Source organism: Pseudomonas baetica (genome assembly GCF_051216495.1).
Classification (GTDB): Bacteria; Pseudomonadota; Gammaproteobacteria; order Pseudomonadales; family Pseudomonadaceae; genus Aquipseudomonas; species Aquipseudomonas baetica_B.
Genome location: NZ_JBPKAM010000066.1, coordinates 18,206 through 35,943, shown reverse-complemented (window position 1 = coordinate 35,943; position 17,738 = coordinate 18,206). Strand labels below are relative to the sequence as shown.

General features: G+C 59.0%; 13 protein-coding genes and 1 pseudogene. 5 read left to right on the top strand and 9 right to left on the bottom strand.

What is annotated here, in order from left to right; translation table 11 throughout:
- The 4 genes and pseudogenes from ACSFE6_RS21495 to ACSFE6_RS21480 form a co-directional block, all read left to right on the top strand.
- Positions 1–402 (top strand): annotated as a pseudogene (locus ACSFE6_RS21495) (pyrroloquinoline-quinone synthase PqqC); the annotation flags it as partial.
- Positions 399–674: a pyrroloquinoline quinone biosynthesis peptide chaperone PqqD gene (gene pqqD / locus ACSFE6_RS21490; RefSeq protein ID WP_435429463.1), complete on the top strand. Its 276-nt coding sequence runs from the start codon at positions 399–401 to the stop codon at positions 672–674. The pseudogene ACSFE6_RS21495 and the gene pqqD, both read left to right, overlap by 4 nt.
- A complete protein-coding gene (gene pqqE / locus ACSFE6_RS21485) occupies positions 667–1,821 on the top strand; it encodes a pyrroloquinoline quinone biosynthesis protein PqqE (protein ID WP_435429465.1) in 1,155 nt (384 codons plus the stop codon). Before pqqD ends, pqqE begins: the two co-directional genes overlap by 8 nt.
- Entirely contained in the window at positions 1,787–3,610 is a 1,824-nt protein-coding gene (locus ACSFE6_RS21480; protein WP_435429462.1) for a prolyl oligopeptidase family serine peptidase, read from the top strand. The genes pqqE and ACSFE6_RS21480 overlap by 35 nt, the downstream gene beginning before the upstream one ends.
- Positions 3,611–3,751: 141 nt before the next feature.
- On the opposite strand, the gene ACSFE6_RS21475 is transcribed toward ACSFE6_RS21480, so the two are convergent.
- The 4 genes from ACSFE6_RS21475 to ACSFE6_RS21460 form a co-directional block, all read right to left on the bottom strand.
- Positions 3,752–3,910 (bottom strand): YqaE/Pmp3 family membrane protein, encoded by a 159-nt coding sequence (locus ACSFE6_RS21475; protein ID WP_003228885.1) that lies wholly within the window; start codon positions 3,908–3,910, stop codon positions 3,752–3,754.
- Between the two features lie 84 nt (positions 3,911–3,994).
- Positions 3,995–4,315, bottom strand: coding sequence for a helix-turn-helix domain-containing protein (locus tag ACSFE6_RS21470; protein ID WP_435429461.1), 321 nt, complete (start codon positions 4,313–4,315; stop codon positions 3,995–3,997).
- The gene (locus ACSFE6_RS21465) at positions 4,308–4,664 is read right to left on the bottom strand and encodes a type II toxin-antitoxin system RelE/ParE family toxin (protein WP_435429460.1); all 357 of its coding nucleotides are present in this window, start codon (positions 4,662–4,664) and stop codon (positions 4,308–4,310) included. The genes ACSFE6_RS21470 and ACSFE6_RS21465 overlap by 8 nt, the downstream gene beginning before the upstream one ends.
- 253 nt (positions 4,665–4,917) lie before the next feature.
- Entirely contained in the window at positions 4,918–6,201 is a 1,284-nt protein-coding gene (locus ACSFE6_RS21460) for an aspartate aminotransferase family protein (RefSeq protein WP_435429459.1), read from the bottom strand.
- A 169-nt stretch (positions 6,202–6,370) separates the two neighbouring features.
- On the opposite strand from ACSFE6_RS21460, the gene ACSFE6_RS21455 reads away from it, so the two are divergent.
- On the top strand, positions 6,371–7,288 hold the full coding sequence (locus ACSFE6_RS21455; RefSeq protein ID WP_435429458.1) for a LysR family transcriptional regulator: 918 nt from the start codon (positions 6,371–6,373) through the stop codon (positions 7,286–7,288).
- Between the two features lie 227 nt (positions 7,289–7,515).
- On the opposite strand, the gene ACSFE6_RS21450 is transcribed toward ACSFE6_RS21455, so the two are convergent.
- The 5 genes from ACSFE6_RS21450 to ACSFE6_RS21430 form a co-directional block, all read right to left on the bottom strand.
- The gene (locus tag ACSFE6_RS21450) at positions 7,516–9,294 is read right to left on the bottom strand and encodes an acyl-CoA dehydrogenase C-terminal domain-containing protein (RefSeq protein WP_435429457.1); all 1,779 of its coding nucleotides are present in this window, start codon (positions 9,292–9,294) and stop codon (positions 7,516–7,518) included.
- Between the two features lie 245 nt (positions 9,295–9,539).
- Positions 9,540–11,336 (bottom strand): acyl-CoA dehydrogenase C-terminal domain-containing protein, encoded by a 1,797-nt coding sequence (locus ACSFE6_RS21445; protein ID WP_435429456.1) that lies wholly within the window; start codon positions 11,334–11,336, stop codon positions 9,540–9,542.
- Positions 11,337–11,422: 86 nt separating this feature from the next.
- Positions 11,423–12,715: a GGDEF domain-containing protein gene (locus ACSFE6_RS21440; protein ID WP_435429455.1), complete on the bottom strand. Its 1,293-nt coding sequence runs from the start codon at positions 12,713–12,715 to the stop codon at positions 11,423–11,425.
- Between the two features lie 148 nt (positions 12,716–12,863).
- Positions 12,864–14,945: a cytochrome-c peroxidase gene (locus tag ACSFE6_RS21435; protein ID WP_435429464.1), complete on the bottom strand. Its 2,082-nt coding sequence runs from the start codon at positions 14,943–14,945 to the stop codon at positions 12,864–12,866.
- A gap of 747 nt (positions 14,946–15,692) precedes the next feature.
- On the bottom strand, positions 15,693–17,498 hold the full coding sequence (locus ACSFE6_RS21430; protein ID WP_433737468.1) for a phenylacyl-CoA dehydrogenase: 1,806 nt from the start codon (positions 17,496–17,498) through the stop codon (positions 15,693–15,695).
- Positions 17,499–17,738 lie beyond the last annotated feature (240 nt).

Sequence of the window (17,738 nt, the reverse complement as noted above, 5' to 3'; positions counted from 1 at the left end):
CCCGGCGTGCGCTTCGCCGTGGACGCCTACGTCAACTTCGCCCGCCGCGCCAGTTGGCAGGAAGCCGCCAGCAGCTCGTTGACCGAACTGTTCGCACCGCAGATCCACCAGTCGCGCCTGGACAGTTGGCCGCAGCATTACCCGTGGATCGACCCGGCCGGTTACGAGTATTTCCGCACGCGCCTCGGCCAGGCGCGGCGTGATGTCGAGCATGGCCTGGCAATCACCCTGCAGCACTACACGACACGGGCCGGCCAAGAGCGCATGCTGGAAATTCTCCAGTTCAAACTGGACATTCTTTGGAGCATGCTCGATGCCATGAGCATGGCCTACGAACTCAATCGCCCGCCGTATCACAGCGTGACCGACCAACGGGTTTGGCATAAAGGAATTACGTTATGAGTTTCGATCGCAGCAAGACGCCGGCCTGGCGTCCCGGCTACCGTTTCCAGTACGAACCGGCACAGAAAGGCCACGTCCTGCTGTACCCGGAAGGCATGATCAAGCTCAACGAAAGCGCCGCGCTGATCGGTGGTCTGATCGATGGACAGCGTGATGTCGCGGCGATCATCGCCGAGCTCGACAAGCAGTTCCCCGGCGTACCCGAGCTCGGTGAAGACATCGAGCAATTCATGGAGGTCGCCCGTGCTCAGCACTGGATCGAACTTGCCTGATAACGCGTCAGACAAGTTACCGCCCAAACCTGAAACCGGCCTGCCGCTGTGGCTGCTGGCCGAGCTGACGTATCGCTGCCCGCTGCAATGCCCGTACTGCTCCAATCCGCTGGATTTCGCCGAGCAAGGCAAGGAGCTGAGCACCGAGCAGTGGATCAAGGTGTTTCGCGAAGCCCGGGAAATGGGCGCGGCACAACTGGGTTTTTCCGGTGGTGAACCACTGGTGCGCCAGGACCTCGCCGAGCTGATTGCCGAGGCGCGCCAGCTCGGTTTCTACACCAACCTGATCACCTCCGGCATTGGCCTGACCGAACAGAAAATCAGCGATTTCAGAAAGGCTGGCCTCGATCACATCCAGATCAGTTTCCAGGCCAGCGATGAGCAGGTAAACAACCTGCTCGCCGGGTCGAAAAAGGCTTTCGCGCAAAAGCTGGAGATGGCCCGCGCAGTGAAGGCCCACGGCTACCCGATGGTGCTGAATTTCGTCACCCATCGGCACAACATCGACAAGATCGACCAGATCATCGAGCTGTGCATTGCTCTTGAAGCGGACTTCGTCGAACTCGCCACTTGCCAGTTCTACGGCTGGGCGCAACTCAATCGGGTCGGGCTGTTACCGACCAAGGAACAACTGGTACGCGCCGAACGCATCACCCATGAATACCGCGCCAGGCTCGAAGCCCAAGGGCATCCGTGCAAGCTGATTTTCGTCACACCGGACTATTATGAAGAACGCCCCAAGGCCTGCATGAATGGCTGGGGCAGTATTTTTCTGACCGTCACGCCGGACGGAACCGCGCTGCCCTGTCATGGCGCCCGACAGATGCCGGTGCAGTTTCCCAACGTGCGCGACCACAGCATGCAGCACATCTGGTACGACTCGTTCGGCTTCAACCGTTTTCGCGGTTACGACTGGATGCCCGAACCCTGCCGTTCCTGCGACGAGAAAGAAAAAGACTTCGGCGGCTGCCGCTGCCAGGCGTTCATGCTCACGGGTGATGCGAGCAACGCCGATCCGGTATGCAGCAAATCGCCGCATCACGGCGTGATCCTCCAGGCCCGCGAAGAGGCCGAGCACGCGACCCAGACCATTGAACAACTGGCCTTTCGCAATGAACGAAACTCACGCCTCATCGCCAAAAGCTGAACCCTTCAGCGCCGCCAAAGCCGTTGCCGCCGGCATTGATTTCGCCGAATTGCAGGTTGGCTCGCAAGGCCTGTTCTGGAACGAATATCGCCCGGAAGATGCTGCCTGCCGTATCTGGCATTGGCGCGAAGGCATCGCAAACTGCCTGACGCCGCCGGGTTTCAGCGTGCGCAGCCGGGTGTACGAATATGGCGGTGGTGCGTTCTGTCTGACAGACGACGGGGTTGTTTTCGTCAACGAGGCGGATCAGCAGCTGTATCGCCAATCGCTGCGGGGCGAACCTGTGGTGCTCACATCCGGTATTTGCCGCTACGGCGACGTGCAATTCGCCAACGGTCAGGTACTGGCCGTTGAAGAAAACCGCGATCGGCATCGCCTGGTGGCAATCGATCTGGTGGATGGCAAAAGGCATTTGCTGGCAGAGGGCGCCGACTTCTACGCCGCGCCGACGCTCAGCCTTGATGCGCAACGCCTGGCCTGGATCGAGTGGAGCCGCCCGCATCAGCCATGGACCGCAACTCGATTGATGGTTGCCGAACGCATGACCGACGGTGGCTTTGCTCTGGCCCGTTGCGTGGCTGGTGATGAGGCTCAAGAGTCTCTGCAACAACCACGGTTTGATGGCCGCGGTCGGTTGTTTTGCCTGACGGATCGTGGGGGTTACTGGCAACCCTGGGTGGAATCGGCCAATAGTCTGGCGCCATTGCCGAGCGCGGCGGCCGATCATGGCCCTGCCCCTTGGCAACTCGGTGGATGCACCTGGTTACCTCTGAGCGAAGACCGCTATCTGGCGAGCTGGACCGAAGGCGGTTTTGGCCGATTGGGTATTTGCGGAAAAACCTGCGAAGCGTTCACCGGAGACTACAGCCGCTTCCGCAGCCTGGCTCTGGATGAGCAGTTCATTTACTGCATTGCCGCTTCACCGGTCAATTCCCCGGCGGTGATCGCCATCGATCGCCAGACCCGACAGGTCAAGGTCTTGGCCGGTGGCGTTGCCCCCTTGCCCGCCGAACAAATCAGTCGTCCGCAAACCCTGCGCTATCCAAGCGGCTCGGGCGAGTCCCATGGTTTCTTCTACCCGGCGATGACTGCTGATGCAAAACCGCCATTGGTGGTGTTTATCCACGGCGGCCCGACCTCAGCGTGCTACCCCATGCTCGACCCACGTATCCAGTACTGGACACAACGCGGATTTGCCGTGGCCGATCTCAACTACCGCGGCAGCAGCGGCTACGGCCGGACTTATCGCCAGGCCCTGCATTTGAGCTGGGGTGATGTCGATGTGGAAGACGCTTGCGCGGTGGTCAGCCATCTTGCCGAACGCGGATTGATCGACGGCGGCAAGGCGTTCATTCGCGGCGGCAGTGCCGGAGGTTACACCACGCTCTGCGCGCTGGCCTTCCACAATGTGTTCCGGGCCGGCGCCAGCCTGTACGGGGTCAGCGACCCCGTCGCATTGGGCCGGGCCACCCACAAGTTCGAGGGCGACTACCTTGACTGGCTGATCGGTGATCCCGAGCAGGACGCCGCGCGTTACGCAGCACGAACGCCGCTGCTGCATGGGGACAACATCCGCGTGCCGGTGATTTTCTTTCAAGGGGAACTGGACGCCGTGGTCGTGCCGCAGCAAACCCGCGACATGGTCGAGGCACTCCAAAACAAAGGCATTCTGGTCGAGGCCCACTACTACGCGGACGAACGCCATGGCTTTCGCAAGGCCGGCAATCAAGCCCATGCGCTGGAGCAGGAGTGGTTGTTTTATCGGCGGGTGATGGATCAGACGGACTGAAGTCTTCTTTCAGCGCAAATTTTGTGTTGCCTCATTCGCGAGCAAGCCCGCTCCCACATTTGATCGAGTTCTCCCAGAGGAATGCGATCAAATGTGGGAGCGGGCTTGCTCGCGAAAGCAATCTATCTAAAGCTGACGAACTCAACGCTTGGCGATGATGTACACCGCATGCACGATCCCCGGAATGTAACCGCACAACGTCAACAGAATATTCAGCCAGAATGCCCCGCCGAAGCCCACTTGCAGAAACACACCCAGTGGCGGCAACAGAATGGCAATGATGATGCGAATAAAATCCATGGGGTCAGCTCCTGATTGAAGTCGGCTCACGCGAGCCCTACAGGCAATCGACCTGTGCGGCGGGCCAGGGTTCAGCGAAATCAGTCAGGCCAGGATTTCCAGGCCATGTTTTTGAACAATGCTCAACAGCTTCAGTGCCATGCCGCTGGGGTGCTTATCTCCAGCCTCCCACTGTTTGACGGTGGAAGGACTGGTGTTCAAGTAGCGGGCGAAGACCGGCTGGCTGACATTATTACGCTCACGCAGTGCCTTGATCTGATCTGCCGGGATTGCGGCCGGTACCGTGGCTAGGCACGACTCGTCGAATTCACGCATGGTCGCCTTGCTGATTGCACCAATGGCATACAAGGCACTAGCCGACTCGTGGATCGACTCCGCTATTTCACTTTTGTATTTTTTACTCATGGGGTATCTCCAAAAACTCCTTGATATCCAGCAAACGCTGGATTTCGATTTCGGTCAGCCCTCCGTAGGTCTTGGCTAAGAGGCGTAAGTCGGCCAAATGCTTCGGAGTGATATTTCTCTGATCCTGCTTGGCAAAGAGAAACTGATAAACCCAGTAACGATCACTCTTAGCCAAAAGAATCGAGCGATGGCGATTGGCATTCAAACGCTTTTTCCAGACCCCGCCACCGAGATTAACCGCCTGCCCTTTAAGCATTTCGGCGAATGCCCCTCGAAGCTCGTCATCACCGATCCATGCCTTCGCAGCCTGCATGGCAAAGCGTTTTGTCTTGAACAGCCTTGGTGACATTGGCATCCCTTCCTAAAAACATACCACCTGGTGGTATAGAATTCAAAGGCATCGCCACAGCTATGTTGTTGCGATGGCAGCGGCATTCCTTGCCGACGCGCCTCTAAAAAGACATTGATCCGGCAACCACTCAAGCTGAAATCGCTGCTAGCAAACTCCGGCCACAAAAAAACGCCCCACGCCAAAAAAATCAGGCGTAGGGCGCGCGTTATACCGCGAGACGGTTCGGGAATTTTGTGCAGGGCGCGTCCGGTCAGACGGCGATCCCTTTGCGGCACTGCAGTTGCGCGGTGCGAACTCTGGAGAAAGCGCGGGCCAGGCGCAGCAGCATTTCGTCGATGTTGGCCTTGCTGACGGTCAGTGCCGGGGTAAAGCGCAGGCAGTCGGGTTGCGGGGCATTGAGCAGCAAGCCTTCGTACAGCGCCGCCTTGACCACGGCATCGGCGCAATCGTCGGACAGGGTCAGCCCCCACAGCAGCCCTTGGCCGCGCAACTCGCCATGACCATACCGATGGGATAAGCGCTGCAGACCTTCACACAGGTGCTGGGCGGTTTCCCCGACATGCTCCAGAAATCCCTTTTCCTGCACGCTGTCGAGTAAAGCCAAACCCGCTGCGGTCATCAGTGCATTGCCATGGTGGGTGCCGCTCATTTCGCCGGTGTCGAAACAGCAGGCCTTGCCCCGTGCCAGCAACGCCGCCAGTGGCACGCCACCGCCCAGCCCTTTGCCGAGCACAACGATATCGGCACGAACGCCGTAGGACTGTTCGGCGAGCAAGGTGCCACAGCGGCCGATGCCGGTTTGCACTTCATCGAGGATTAGCAGGATGCCGAGCTCTCGACACAGGCGCTCGACACCTTTGAGGTAAAGAGCCGAAGCCGGAATGACCCCGGCCTCGCTCTGGATCGGTTCGAGCATGATCGCCACGGTCCGCTCATCCACCGCCGCGTGAAGCGCCGGAAGATCATTGAACGGCACATGGCTGAAGCCTGGCAGCTGCGGCTCGAATCGGTTGATCAGCGTCGAACTGTCCGACGCCGAAATCGTCGCCAGACTACGGCCATGACAACCGTTGCTCGCAACGATGATCCGCGAAGCGCCACCACGATGCTGTTGACCCCATTTGCGTGCCAGCTTGATCGCTGTTTCACAGGCTTCACTACCGGTGTTGAGCAAGTAGGCCTGCTCGCTACCGGTGCTCACGCACAAGCGCTCGGCGAGGCCAAGCATGCCGCGGTTGTGCAGGTTGAAGCCAGGATTGATCAGCGACTGAGCCTGCGCCGTTATCGCATTGACCAACGCCTTGGGGCTGTGGCCGAGGCTGTTGGCCCCGCCGCCCTGTGAAAAATCCAGGTAGGCACGGTCATCACCATCCCATAACCATGAACCCTGGCCGCGCACAAAAACCTGTTGCGGCCGCTCGACACTGGGCATCAGACACTCGCTGGAAAGGTGGTCGTCCCTGGAGGGAAAAGAGGCATCCGCCACCAGATCATCAAGACTCGGTGAATGACGACGCAGGTTGAACAGATTCATGCCTTCAACCCTCGATTGAGGTTTTTTGCCTTACCTATGTAAACACCATGGAAACAAACGGTATTCATCGCGCTCTGCGGCCCTGTAAGCCTTGTGAATGCGGTTAGACTAGGCACAGACACGGCGTTGAGCCATTTCGATTTCCGAGCATTTTCGATAAGTATTACTTATGGATTTCAAACAACTGCGTTATTTCGTCGCGGTGTATGAAGAAGGCCATGTCGGTCGAGCCGCCGAGCGACTGTCCATCTCCCAACCCGCGCTGTCCCAACAGATCCGTCATCTTGAGCAAATGCTCGATGTCAGCCTGTTCGAACGCAGCAGCAAACGCCTGCTGCCCACGTTGGCGGCCCACACGCTGTACAACCATGCCTTGCCTTTGCTCGACGGCCTGCAACGGGCGCGGGAAGCACTGGGTAATTTCAAGGGGCAGGCGCTGCGCACGCTGGCCATCGGTGTCTTGCAGACCGTGCATACCAGCCTGGTGCCACAGATGCTTGAACGGGTACGCAAGGCGCAACCGCATTTGGTGGTACAGATCTATGAACTGACGGGCCTGGAGATCGAGCGACGACTGCTCAACGGCTCGCTGGATATTGGCATCAGCTACTTGCCGCCCCGACAACCGGGACTGCATGGCGTGATGCTGTACGAAGATGAACTGACCCTTGTCGTCCCGGCAGATCACCCGCTGCGCGAATTCAAGAAAGTGTCCATGAGCCAGGCCGCCGAGTTGCCCATGCTTTTATTGGGCGAAGAGTTTCAAGTACGGCAAATCTGGCAGGCGCAACTGGCAAACCTGGGACGACGGCCGCAGGTTCAAGCCGAACTGAACAACATGGTGGGGATTCTCGACAGCCTGCCGCACACGCGCCTGGCAACCGTGCTGCCGGGGCGCTCACAAAAGGCTTACGACAATGAAGATTTGTTGTGGAAACCCCTGAGCGAACCTCGGGTGCCACTGAAAGTCGGGTTGGTTTGTCGGGATGTGCAGCGACAACAAGCCTCGCTGGCGTTGTTGCGTACATTGCTGGAAGAGGTAATGAATCGGCCGGATGAACGCTTGGACAGCTCGCCTGAGCTTTGAGTACTTTTTCGCAGGCATAAGAAAACCCCGCCGAAGCGGGGCTTTGCAGACTGTTTCCCTGACATCCATTTCACTCCGCCATCCTGGCAGAATCCTACGTGTCCGTGTTGTTGCTTTGCGCTTCCTGCGCGACGTCCATGGGAAGTAGATTAGCCGTGGATCCAATCTGCTTCTATGGGAGAAAAGCAGCACGTCATGTAAGAGAATGCTTACATGACGTTACATTGTCAGAACTGTGCGGCGTCCAGCAAAAACAGCGACTCGCTACCGGCTTTCACCGAAGCGCTCAACGAGTGAATACGCGGCAGCAGGCGAGCGAAGTAGAAGCGCGCCGTGCCCAGTTTGCTCGCGTAGAAATCGTCCTGCGCTTCTTTGCCCACCGCGGCCTTGGCCATCAGCGCCCACATGTAAGCATAGGCGACATAGCCGAATACTTGCAGATACTCCACCGACGCCGCGCCAATTTCGTTCGGGTTGGCTTTCGCCCGGTCCAGTAACCACGCCGTCAGCTCGTCGAGGGTTGTCACGGCATCGTTCAACGGCTTGGTGAACTCCGCCAGATCGGCACTGGCGGTCGCCGTGAAGTGACGAATTTCGTCGGCAAACAGCTTGTAGAACGCCCCGCCGCTGCCGACGATCTTGCGCCCCACCAAGTCCAGCGCTTGAATACCGTTGGTGCCTTCGTAGATCTGGGTGATGCGCACGTCGCGCACCAGTTGTTCCTGGCCCCATTCGCGGATGTAACCGTGACCACCGAACACCTGCTGACCGTGAACCGTGGTTTCCAGGCCCAGGTCAGTCAGGAACGCCTTGGCCACCGGGGTCAGCAGCGCGACCAGATCTTCCGCACGTTTGCGGGTGGCGGCGTCTTCGCTGAACTTGGCGGTGTCCAGTTGCATGGCCACGTAAGTGGAGAAGGCACGGCCGCCTTCATTGGACGCTTTCATGGTCAGCAACATGCGACGCACGTCCGGGTGAACGATGATCGGGTCGGCCACCTTGTCCTTGTTCTGCGCGCCGGTTGGCGAACGGCTTTGCAGACGGTCACGGGCGTATTCGATGGCGTTCTGGTAGGAGCGCTCGCCGCTCGCCAGGCCCTGGATGCCGACGCCCAGACGCTCATAGTTCATCATGGTGAACATCGCTGCCAGGCCCTTGTTCGGCTCTCCCACCAGATAACCCACGGCTTCGTCGAAGTTCATCACGCAAGTCGCCGAGGCCTGGATACCCATCTTGTGCTCGATCGAACCGCAGTTGGCCGGATTACGCGCGCCCAGGCTGCCGTCGGCATTGACCAGGAACTTCGGCACCAGGAACAGCGAGATACCTTTCGGACCCGCCGGAGCGTCCGGCAGTTTGGCCAGCACCAGGTGAATGATGTTTTCGGTCAGGTCGTGCTCGCCACCCGTGATGAAGATCTTGGTGCCGCTGACCTTGTAGGAACCGTCGGCCTGAGGTTCGGCCTTGGTGCGGATGATCCCAAGGTCAGTGCCGGCGTGCGGTTCGGTCAGGCACATGGAACCGGCCCAGATACCCGCGTACATGTTCGGCAGGTAGGTGGCTTTCAGCTCTTCACTGGCGTGGGCGTTGATCGACAGGCAGGCGCCGGCGGTCAGCATCGGGTACAGGCCGAACGACAGGCTCGCAGAGTTGACCATTTCTTCGACCTGGGCCGAAACCGCCTTGGGCATGCCCATGCCGCCGTAAGCCGGATCACCGCCCACACCGACCCAGCCGCCTTCGGCGTAGGTCTGATAAGCCTGTGGGAAACCGGCCGGCGTGGTGACGGCGCCGTCCACCCAGTGACAACCTTCTTCGTCCGCTGCGCGGCTCAGGGGCGCGATGCTTTTGCTGGTGACCTTGCCGGCCTCTTCGAGAATGGCTTCAACGGTTTCAGCATCGACGGTTTCGGCCAACGCCGGCAACTCGGCCCAGAGTTTGGCGACCTCGAAAACTTCGTTGAGGACGAAGCGCATATCGCGCAGGGGCGCTTTGTAGTCAGCCATGGCAAACCTCGCAAGATCTAATACAGGTGATTCACAGGAAGGGTGCTTTCAATGATTCCGAGTGTAACCCAACAACTTTTGCGACACATAGGGTCGACACGTGACTGTTTTGTTATTTTTAGTCATCGCATATGTAGGAGCGAGCTTGCTCGCGAAAAAACCTGAAGGCACCGCATGGCATCTGGTTCTACGCGTAATCGGTCACGACCATCGCGAGCAAGCTCGCTCCTACAAAGGGAGGGGTGTTAAAGCGCAAACAACTCCGCAGGCAATTGCATCAGGCAATCACTCCCCGCCTCGATCGCCGCTCGATGCGCGGCAGTACGCGGTAACAACCGCTTGAAGTAAAACTCGTTGGTCGCCAGTTTGCCCCGGCAGAAATCGGCATCACCTTCACCCGCTTCAAGCTGCGCCTGCGCCACCAACGCCATACGCAGCCACAAGTAGCCGAGGACGATGTAGCCGCTGTACATCAGGTAATCCACCGAAGCGGCTCCAACTTCATCCGGATTTTTCATCGCGGCCATGCCGATCCGGGTAGTCAACTCACCCCATTGCTGATTCAACCCGTTGAGCTGAGCCACATAGCCGGCCAATTGCGGATGCTCCGCGTTCGCCGCACAAAACTTGTGAACGATTTTGGTGAAGCCCCGCAGCAGTTTGCCCTGGCTGCCAAGGACTTTACGCCCAAGCAGATCCAGCGCCTGAATACCGTTGGTGCCTTCATAAATCGGCGCAATACGGCAATCGCGAACCAATTGCTCCATGCCCCACTCACGAATGAAGCCATGGCCGCCGAACACTTGCATGCCGTGGTTGGTCACTTCCAGGCCGGTTTCGGTCATGAAGGCTTTGCAGATCGGCGTCAGGAACGCCAGCAGGTCTTCTGCCTCCTGACGCGCCGCTTCATCCGTTCCCAGATGCGCGGCATCGAGCAACTGCGCGGTAAAGTAGGTCAGTGCCCGGTTACCTTCGTTGAAGGCCTTCATCGTCAGCAACATCCGGCGTACGTCAGGATGAACGATGATCGGGTCGGCGGCTTTTTCCGGGGCTTTCGGCCCCGTCAGCGCACGCATCTGCAGACGCTCATTGGCGTACTTGATCGCTCCCTGGAAACTCGCCTCGCCCAGACACAACCCTTGCATGCCGGTGCCCAGCCGCGCGTGGTTCATCATGGTGAACATGCAGTTCAGGCCCTTGTTCGCTTCACCGATCAAAAAGCCCTTCGCTGCGTCGAAGTTCATCACGCAGGTGGCCGAAGCCTTGATGCCCATCTTGTGTTCGATGGAACCGCAGGACACGCCATTGCGCTCCCCTGCTGCGCCCGTCGCATCGGGCAGGAACTTGGGCACGATAAACAGCGAAATGCCTTTGGTCCCGGCCGGCGCATCCGGCAGTTTCGCCAGCACCAGGTGAATGATGTTTTCGCTCATGTCGTGCTCGCCGGCAGAAATGAAAATCTTGCTGCCGGAGATCGCATGGCTGCCATCCGCCTGGGGGATGGCGCGGGTTTTGATGAGGCCCAAATCGGTGCCGCAGTGGGCTTCGGTCAGGCACATGGTGCCGGTCCACTGGCCGGCGGTGAGTTTGCTCAGGTAGGTCTCTTTCTGCTCTTCGGTGCCATGGGCGTGGATAGCCGACATCGCACCATGGGTCAGGCCGGGGTACATGCCCCACGACGTGTTGCTGGAAGCCACCATCTCGCTGATAACCAGCCCCAGGGAGCTGGGCAGGCCCTGGCCACCGTACGCCGGATCCGCCGCCAGGCCATGCCAGCCACCTTCCACATACTGGGCGAAGGCCTGCTTGAAACCGACTGGCGTCGTCACCACGCCATGGTCGAAATGGCAGCCCTCTTCGTCGCCACTGCGGTTGAGGGGCGCCAATACGTTCTCACAGAATTTCGCGCCCTCTTCGAGGATCGCATTGATCATGTCCGGGCTGGCATCAGAGGCCCCCAGCGCCGCGTAGTTTCCATGAAAGTCGAAGACGTGGTCGATCAGAAAGCGCATGTCGCGCAGGGGAGCTTTGTACTCGGGCATGGTCATTTCTCCGTCAGCAGATTTCTTCAACCTACTGCCGCCGACCACGCCCCACAATCACTGTCCAGACGCTGAATGCGCCATCATCACTCAGCCGTAGCACCGTCCATGCGCACGGCGCCGCGACGGTTTTGCCCGAACGCCATGACACAGTTACGCCCTGCGCCCTTGGCGCTGTAAAGCGCTTGGTCAGCGGACTTGAGCACCTCTTCAGGTGTGCGTTGCTCCACCCGTTCGGCGACACCGATGCTGACGGTCACCGACACGCTCGACGCGCTGGAACCGGAGCGACGCTGACGCCCCTGACTATCGTCTTGCGGACGGCTGTCCTGATTGCGCAGATGAATGTTGTAGCTGGCGATGGATTCGCGGATGACTTCCAGATGTGGCAGGCACTCTTCGACGGTTTTACCTGCAAACACCAGGGCGAACTCCTCACCGCCATAGCGATACGCCTTACCGCCGCCACTGATTTTCGCCAGTTTGCTGGCCACCAGTCGCAACACCTGGTCACCGACATCGTGACCATGGGTGTCGTTGAATTTCTTGAAGTGGTCGACGTCGCTCATGGCCAACACATAGTTGCGCCCCAGACGCTGCATGCGCTCGTTCAGCGCACGACGGCCCGGCAGCCCGGTCAGCTCGTCGCGGAAGGCCATTTGGTAGGCCTCATGGGCGACGGCGGCGGCGATCATCAACATCACTTGGCTGCACATGATATTCAGGGTGAACGGCAGGATGAAGGTTTTCGGCAACATCCAGAACAGCCCGAGCAAGCCCACCAGTTGCGCGGCATGCAGCGGCCTCGGGTTGCGCCAATACTGCCAGGACAGCAGCAGGAATGAGGCGATGAATACCGGGTACGACAACTGGATCAGGCTCATCCAGGCACCGTGCAGGGCTGGCCAGCGGATCTCCGATAGCCACATCAGCAACGCCTGTGGGTAACTTTGCTCCAGTCCCAATGCCACGCTGCCCACCGCCAGCAATACGGCGAAACGCGCCACCATGTCCTGGAACAGATGGGTTCGCTCCTGCCATGCGGCGAACACGCCAAACAACAATGGCAGCAGCAGGCAACACAAATGGAAGACCACCGCGGCGTCTTCCCGCACCTTGCCGTTGTCGCGGTAATAGTCGGTCTGGGTGTCGAGCAGAAAGTAAGCGGTGTACACCGTGACCATCAGGAACAGTTCACGCTGACGCCGGTAAACCGCGCAGTAGGCACCGCCGAGCAGCAGGACCAGGGTCGGCAGTACGTTGAACAGCGAGGTGAAGAAAACGTTCAGATCCTTGACATACGCGGCGGCAAGCCCTGCCAGCAACAACAGCAAAGACGGTAGGAAATGACTGAAACGTACAGCGGAAGAACGCGGCAAGGGTAAAGCTCCGGCCCGTCAGATCAATAGATGGCAATGTGCCAACCACTGTAACGGCAGCAACCTGAAATTGCTGAGTGAATTAGTGAGGCATTTGTGAAAAAAAAGCGTTACTGACGGCCATCGACCGCCAGTAACGCAAGGGGAGTTACTGTGGCAGATCGTTATTGAACGGTTGCAGCGGCCCCTCCAGCGCAGGGCGACCTTCGGCACCGATGGGCTTGAGCTGAAACTCGGCGTCCTGCGCCTGCCGGGTCGTGATCTTCGGACTGGCGGGCTTTTGCCCGACGGAATTTTCATCGCCCTTTGCACCTTGGGCGAGCACCAGCGACGGATGATCGAACGGTGCCCGTTCCCACGCGACTCGCGGATCGGTCAGGCCGACCTCCATGAATTTGACCAGGGCATCCATTTCATCCTGGGTCAGGTTCAGCGCAGTCATGTCCGGATCAAGATTGGAGCCGTTGTGCTGATTGACCGCCGGGTGCTCGAAGCCACTGGTGTTGCTGGCATCTTCGCCACGCCGGTCGCCGCCGCGGTTGTAGAACTCCATGACTTGTTGCAGCGTGGCGCGGCTGCCGTTGTGGAAGTACGGGCCGGTCAGGGCGATGTTGCGCAGTGTCGGTGTCTTGAACGCACCATCGACCGAGTCCCGGAAGTTGACGTTGGGCTTGAGCGTCGCATCGCAGGGGATCGCTGCGCTTAACGGTGCTTCGAAGGTGCAGACATCGATATCCAGCGAATCAGGAATGTTCCCGCCTTGCAGTTGGGTGTTGTACTCACGGGTGAAGGACAGCGGGTTACCCCAGGCATCCGAACCACCGACCGCGAGGTCTTCCGAGGTCGGGCGCACGCCGGTATTGTAGAAACCGTTGTCATACAGCGTGGTCAGGCCATCCGCCATGACCATGCGCTCAATGCGCTCGCGAGGGTGGAACTGCAAGCGACTGGCAGCGTTGGTCAGCTCCGCACCGCCGTGGCAATTGACACATTTGCCCTTGCCCAGGAACAGATTCATCCCCTGCACCTGCTGAGCGTTCATGGCCGACTTGTCGCCATTCAAATAGGCATCCAGCGGCGCCTGATCGGACACCAGCGTGGCTTCATACATCTGGATCGCCAGGCCGAAGAACAGCGGGAAATTAGCCTCCATCTGCGTGTAGGGCGCGCCGCCCACCAGTACCTGCTGCGTGGCGTTCCACAGCCGTGGCTGGAAGGCATTCTTGACCAGTTCGCGATAGGTGGGACGACGCGCACCGGAGACCGGGCCCAGCACCGAGTCGGTGGACGAGATCCGCTGCTGCTTGAGCATCAGCGTGTCGAGCATGCGCCGGCCGATGTCGGCAAAGGTGCGCCCGCCGCAGGACATTTCCACGGCGCTGCCGGGAGGTCCGACCGCCTGCGACGCTGCTGATGCGTCGTTCAGCGCCAGGCGCACTTTGGTCGCCACGCCGCTGTTGTCCTTGGTCACATAGATCCCGGCATCCGGGTCGCGATTACCGAAGGGCGAGAAGCCGTTGAACACGTTGTTGGCCCGACCATCCCAGAAGTTGCGCACGTTGAAGGCAGCGTTGATCACCGACGGCGCATTGCGCCCGGTGCTGCGCCGCACATTGATACCGCCGACCTGGAAGATCCCGTCCGGTTGCTGGGTGCACTTGTCGAAGCGCGCCTGGTTGGGCTTGACGAAGTTGGCGTCGAACACGCCTTGAGAGCCGATCACGTCATCGGTCGAATAGACAATCGGCGAATTGCGATCCAGCGGGTTGGACAGCACGTGGGTCGGGAAGTCGGCTTTTTTCAGCAGATAGTTCGGGCCGCCTTTGCCCCCGGACTTTGTGCTGTAGGACGGCACGTCACCTGGAATGTCGGAGGCTGTGAAGGGTTTATTGAAAATAGAGGCAACGTTCGCGTTGGTGTTGGCCTGGCCTGGGTTGATCTGGTTGGTGGTGCGGTGATCGACCCCGGCGTGATAGTGGCAGGACGCACAAGCGGTGGAGCCGTCACTGCCGACTTCCATATCCCAGAACAGCGCTTTGCCCAGCAGGATCGCCGCCGAGCGATTGAGCACGTAATCGGTCATCAGATCGACCTTGCGGCCGCCTTCGGTACCCGATGGGTCTGGTGGCGCCATACCGCGCAACGACTGCAGGCTGGGCACCTCGGGTACGGGGGGATCAACCTCCGCGGGGTCGGCGGCGAAAGCGAAGTTCAGTGACAGGTAACTCATGAGGGCGCAAGCCAGAGGGACGACACGCAAATGTTTGACCATGATGAAACTCCCGTTTCAGAACGGAGTTGCCAGGCTCCGGTTAACCCGTTGCGAGATGGACTCATGGCCAGACTTCTTGCTGCCCGCACGCACGACAACATTTAACCAAAGTTATCGGAAACAGGGCACGACTGGACTGGCGAAGTGCTCGCTAATCGATGGCTAATAAGTATTGGCTCGTCGCTCTGCGGCGACGCTTGATTGCACTGTAGTCGTTACAAAATATTTCGGCAGCATATTTTTACAAATTTTTATTTGCTGACTTTAGTTCTCATTCATTGCCGCAACTTCGGGGATTAGACAGCCCCAACATTGGGGAAGAACCCCCACAAGCTCGGAAAACAAAGGGACCTTCACCCGGCACAGACTCACGCTCCCGTGTTGGCAAAATAATTGCTAAGTCAAGAAAACAGACTCGCCGGAGTACTTGACTAGTTCCGATAAAACTTCACGACCATCAACTAGCACTGAAGTATTTAATCGCACTTCAGCAACTAACCCTGCGCGCTATATTTATTCAACCTTGTGGGAGCGAGCCTGCTCGCGAAGGGTGTTAACGATAACGCGAGCTTCCTTGTTAAACGCGTGGTTCTCAAGTTCATCGCGAGCGGGCTCGCTCCCACAGAAGCTCCGCGGCAGAAAACAGGCAAAAAAAAACGCCGCTCCCGAAGGAGCGGCGGTTTTTTTGAAGAACTGCGTTAAGCCTTAATAGCCCAGCGCGAAGTCCTCTTCTTTCATGTCCATCAGGTTGTTGGCGCCCGACAGCATGGTTGCAACGTGAGTGCGGGTACGCGGCAGGATGCGCTGGAAGTAGAAGCGCGCGGTCTGCAGCTTGGCGGTGTAGAAGGCCTCGTCGGAGGTGCCGGCAGCCAGTTTCTCGGCAGCCAGGCGCGCCATATCAGCCCAGAAGTAGGCCAGGCAGGCATAACCGGAGTACATCAGGTAGTCCACGGAAGCGGCGCCAACTTCTTCGCGATCCTTCATGGCAGCCATGCCCACCTTCATGGTCAGCTCGCCCCATTCCTTGTTCAGTGCAGCCAGCGGTGCGACAAACTCTTTGACCGCTTCGTTGCCTTCGTTGGTCTGGCAGAACTTGTGCACGATCTTGGTGAAACCTTTGAGGGCTTCGCCTTGGGTCATCAGCACTTTACGGCCCAGCAGATCCAGTGCCTGAATGCCGGTGGTGCCTTCGTACAGCATGGAAATGCGGCTGTCGCGAACGTTCTGCTCCATGCCCCACTCGGCAATGAAGCCGTGGCCGCCGTAGATCTGCACGCCGTGGTTAGCCGATTCGAAACCGACTTCGGTCATGAAGGCCTTGGCGATTGGCGTCATGAACGCCAGCAGTGCGTCGGCTTTTTTCTTCTCTTCTTCGTCCACGCCGTACTTGACGATGTCGACCTGTTTGGCGGTGAAGTACACCATCGCGCGGTTGCCTTCGGCGAATGCCTTCATGGTCAACAGCATGCGGCGAACGTCTGGGTGAACGATGATCGGGTCAGCCGCTTTGTCCGGCGCTTTCGGCCCAGTCAACGAACGCATTTGCAGGCGATCACGAGCGTATTTCAGGCCGCCCTGGAAGCCGATTTCAGCGTGGGCCAGGCCTTGCAGCGCCGTGCCCAGGCGTGCGGTGTTCATGAAGGTGAACATGCAGTTCAGGCCTTTGTTCGCCGGGCCGATCAGGAAACCGGTCGCGCCGTCGAAGTTCATCACGCAGGTGGCGTTGCCGTGGATGCCCATCTTGTGTTCCAGGGAACCACAGGCCACCGCGTTACGTGCACCGACCGAACCGTCTGCGTTTGGCAGGAACTTCGGCACGATGAACAGGGAAATGCCTTTGGTGCCAGCCGGTGCATCCGGCAGGCGAGCCAGCACGATGTGGACGATGTTATCGGCCATGTCGTGTTCACCGGCCGAGATGAAGATCTTGGTGCCGGACACTTTGTAGGAGCCGTCGGCCTGAGGTTCGGCCTTGGTGCGCAGCATGCCCAGGTCGGTACCGCAGTGAGGTTCGGTCAGGCACATGGTGCCGGTCCACTCGCCGGACACCAGCTTGGTCAGGTAAGCCTCTTGTTGCTCAGGCGTGCCGTGCTCGGAGATGGTGTTCATCGCGCCGTGCGACAGGCCTGGGTACATGCCCCACGACCAATTGGACTCGCCCACCATTTCGCTGATGGCCAGACCCAGGGACTCCGGCAGGCCTTGACCGCCGTGCTCGACGTCGTGGGCCAGGCTTGGCCAGCCACCTTCGACGAATTGCTTGTAGGCCTCTTTGAAGCCAGTCGGGGTCTTAACGCCGGACTCGCTCCAGGTGCAGCCTTCGAGGTCGCCCACGCGGTTCAGCGGAGCCAGTACCTGCTCACAAAACTTGGCGCCTTCTTCGAGAATGGCGTCAACCATGTCCGGAGTTGCGTCTGCGCAAGCCGGAAGGCTCTGATAGTGCGCTTCGTAGCCGAGCAATTCGTCACGAACGAAGCGAATATCACGCAAGGGGGCCTTGTAGTCAGGCATAGCGATAAACCTCTGCTGATGTAACCGGGAATGAACGACCGCGTTGATTTGTTGTGACGGTCAAACAGTTGTTTGAAACATACGTTTACGCCAAAAGCTTGTCAAGCGTCGATCTGTGGCCGCCTGTCATCGCTTGCTTTCCACGCAAAGCGCACAGCGACGCAACGTCGTTGCTCAAGCAACACGCCATTTAAGGAAAGAGTAGTTTGCAAATAAGGACTTACGATGAAAAACGCCGCG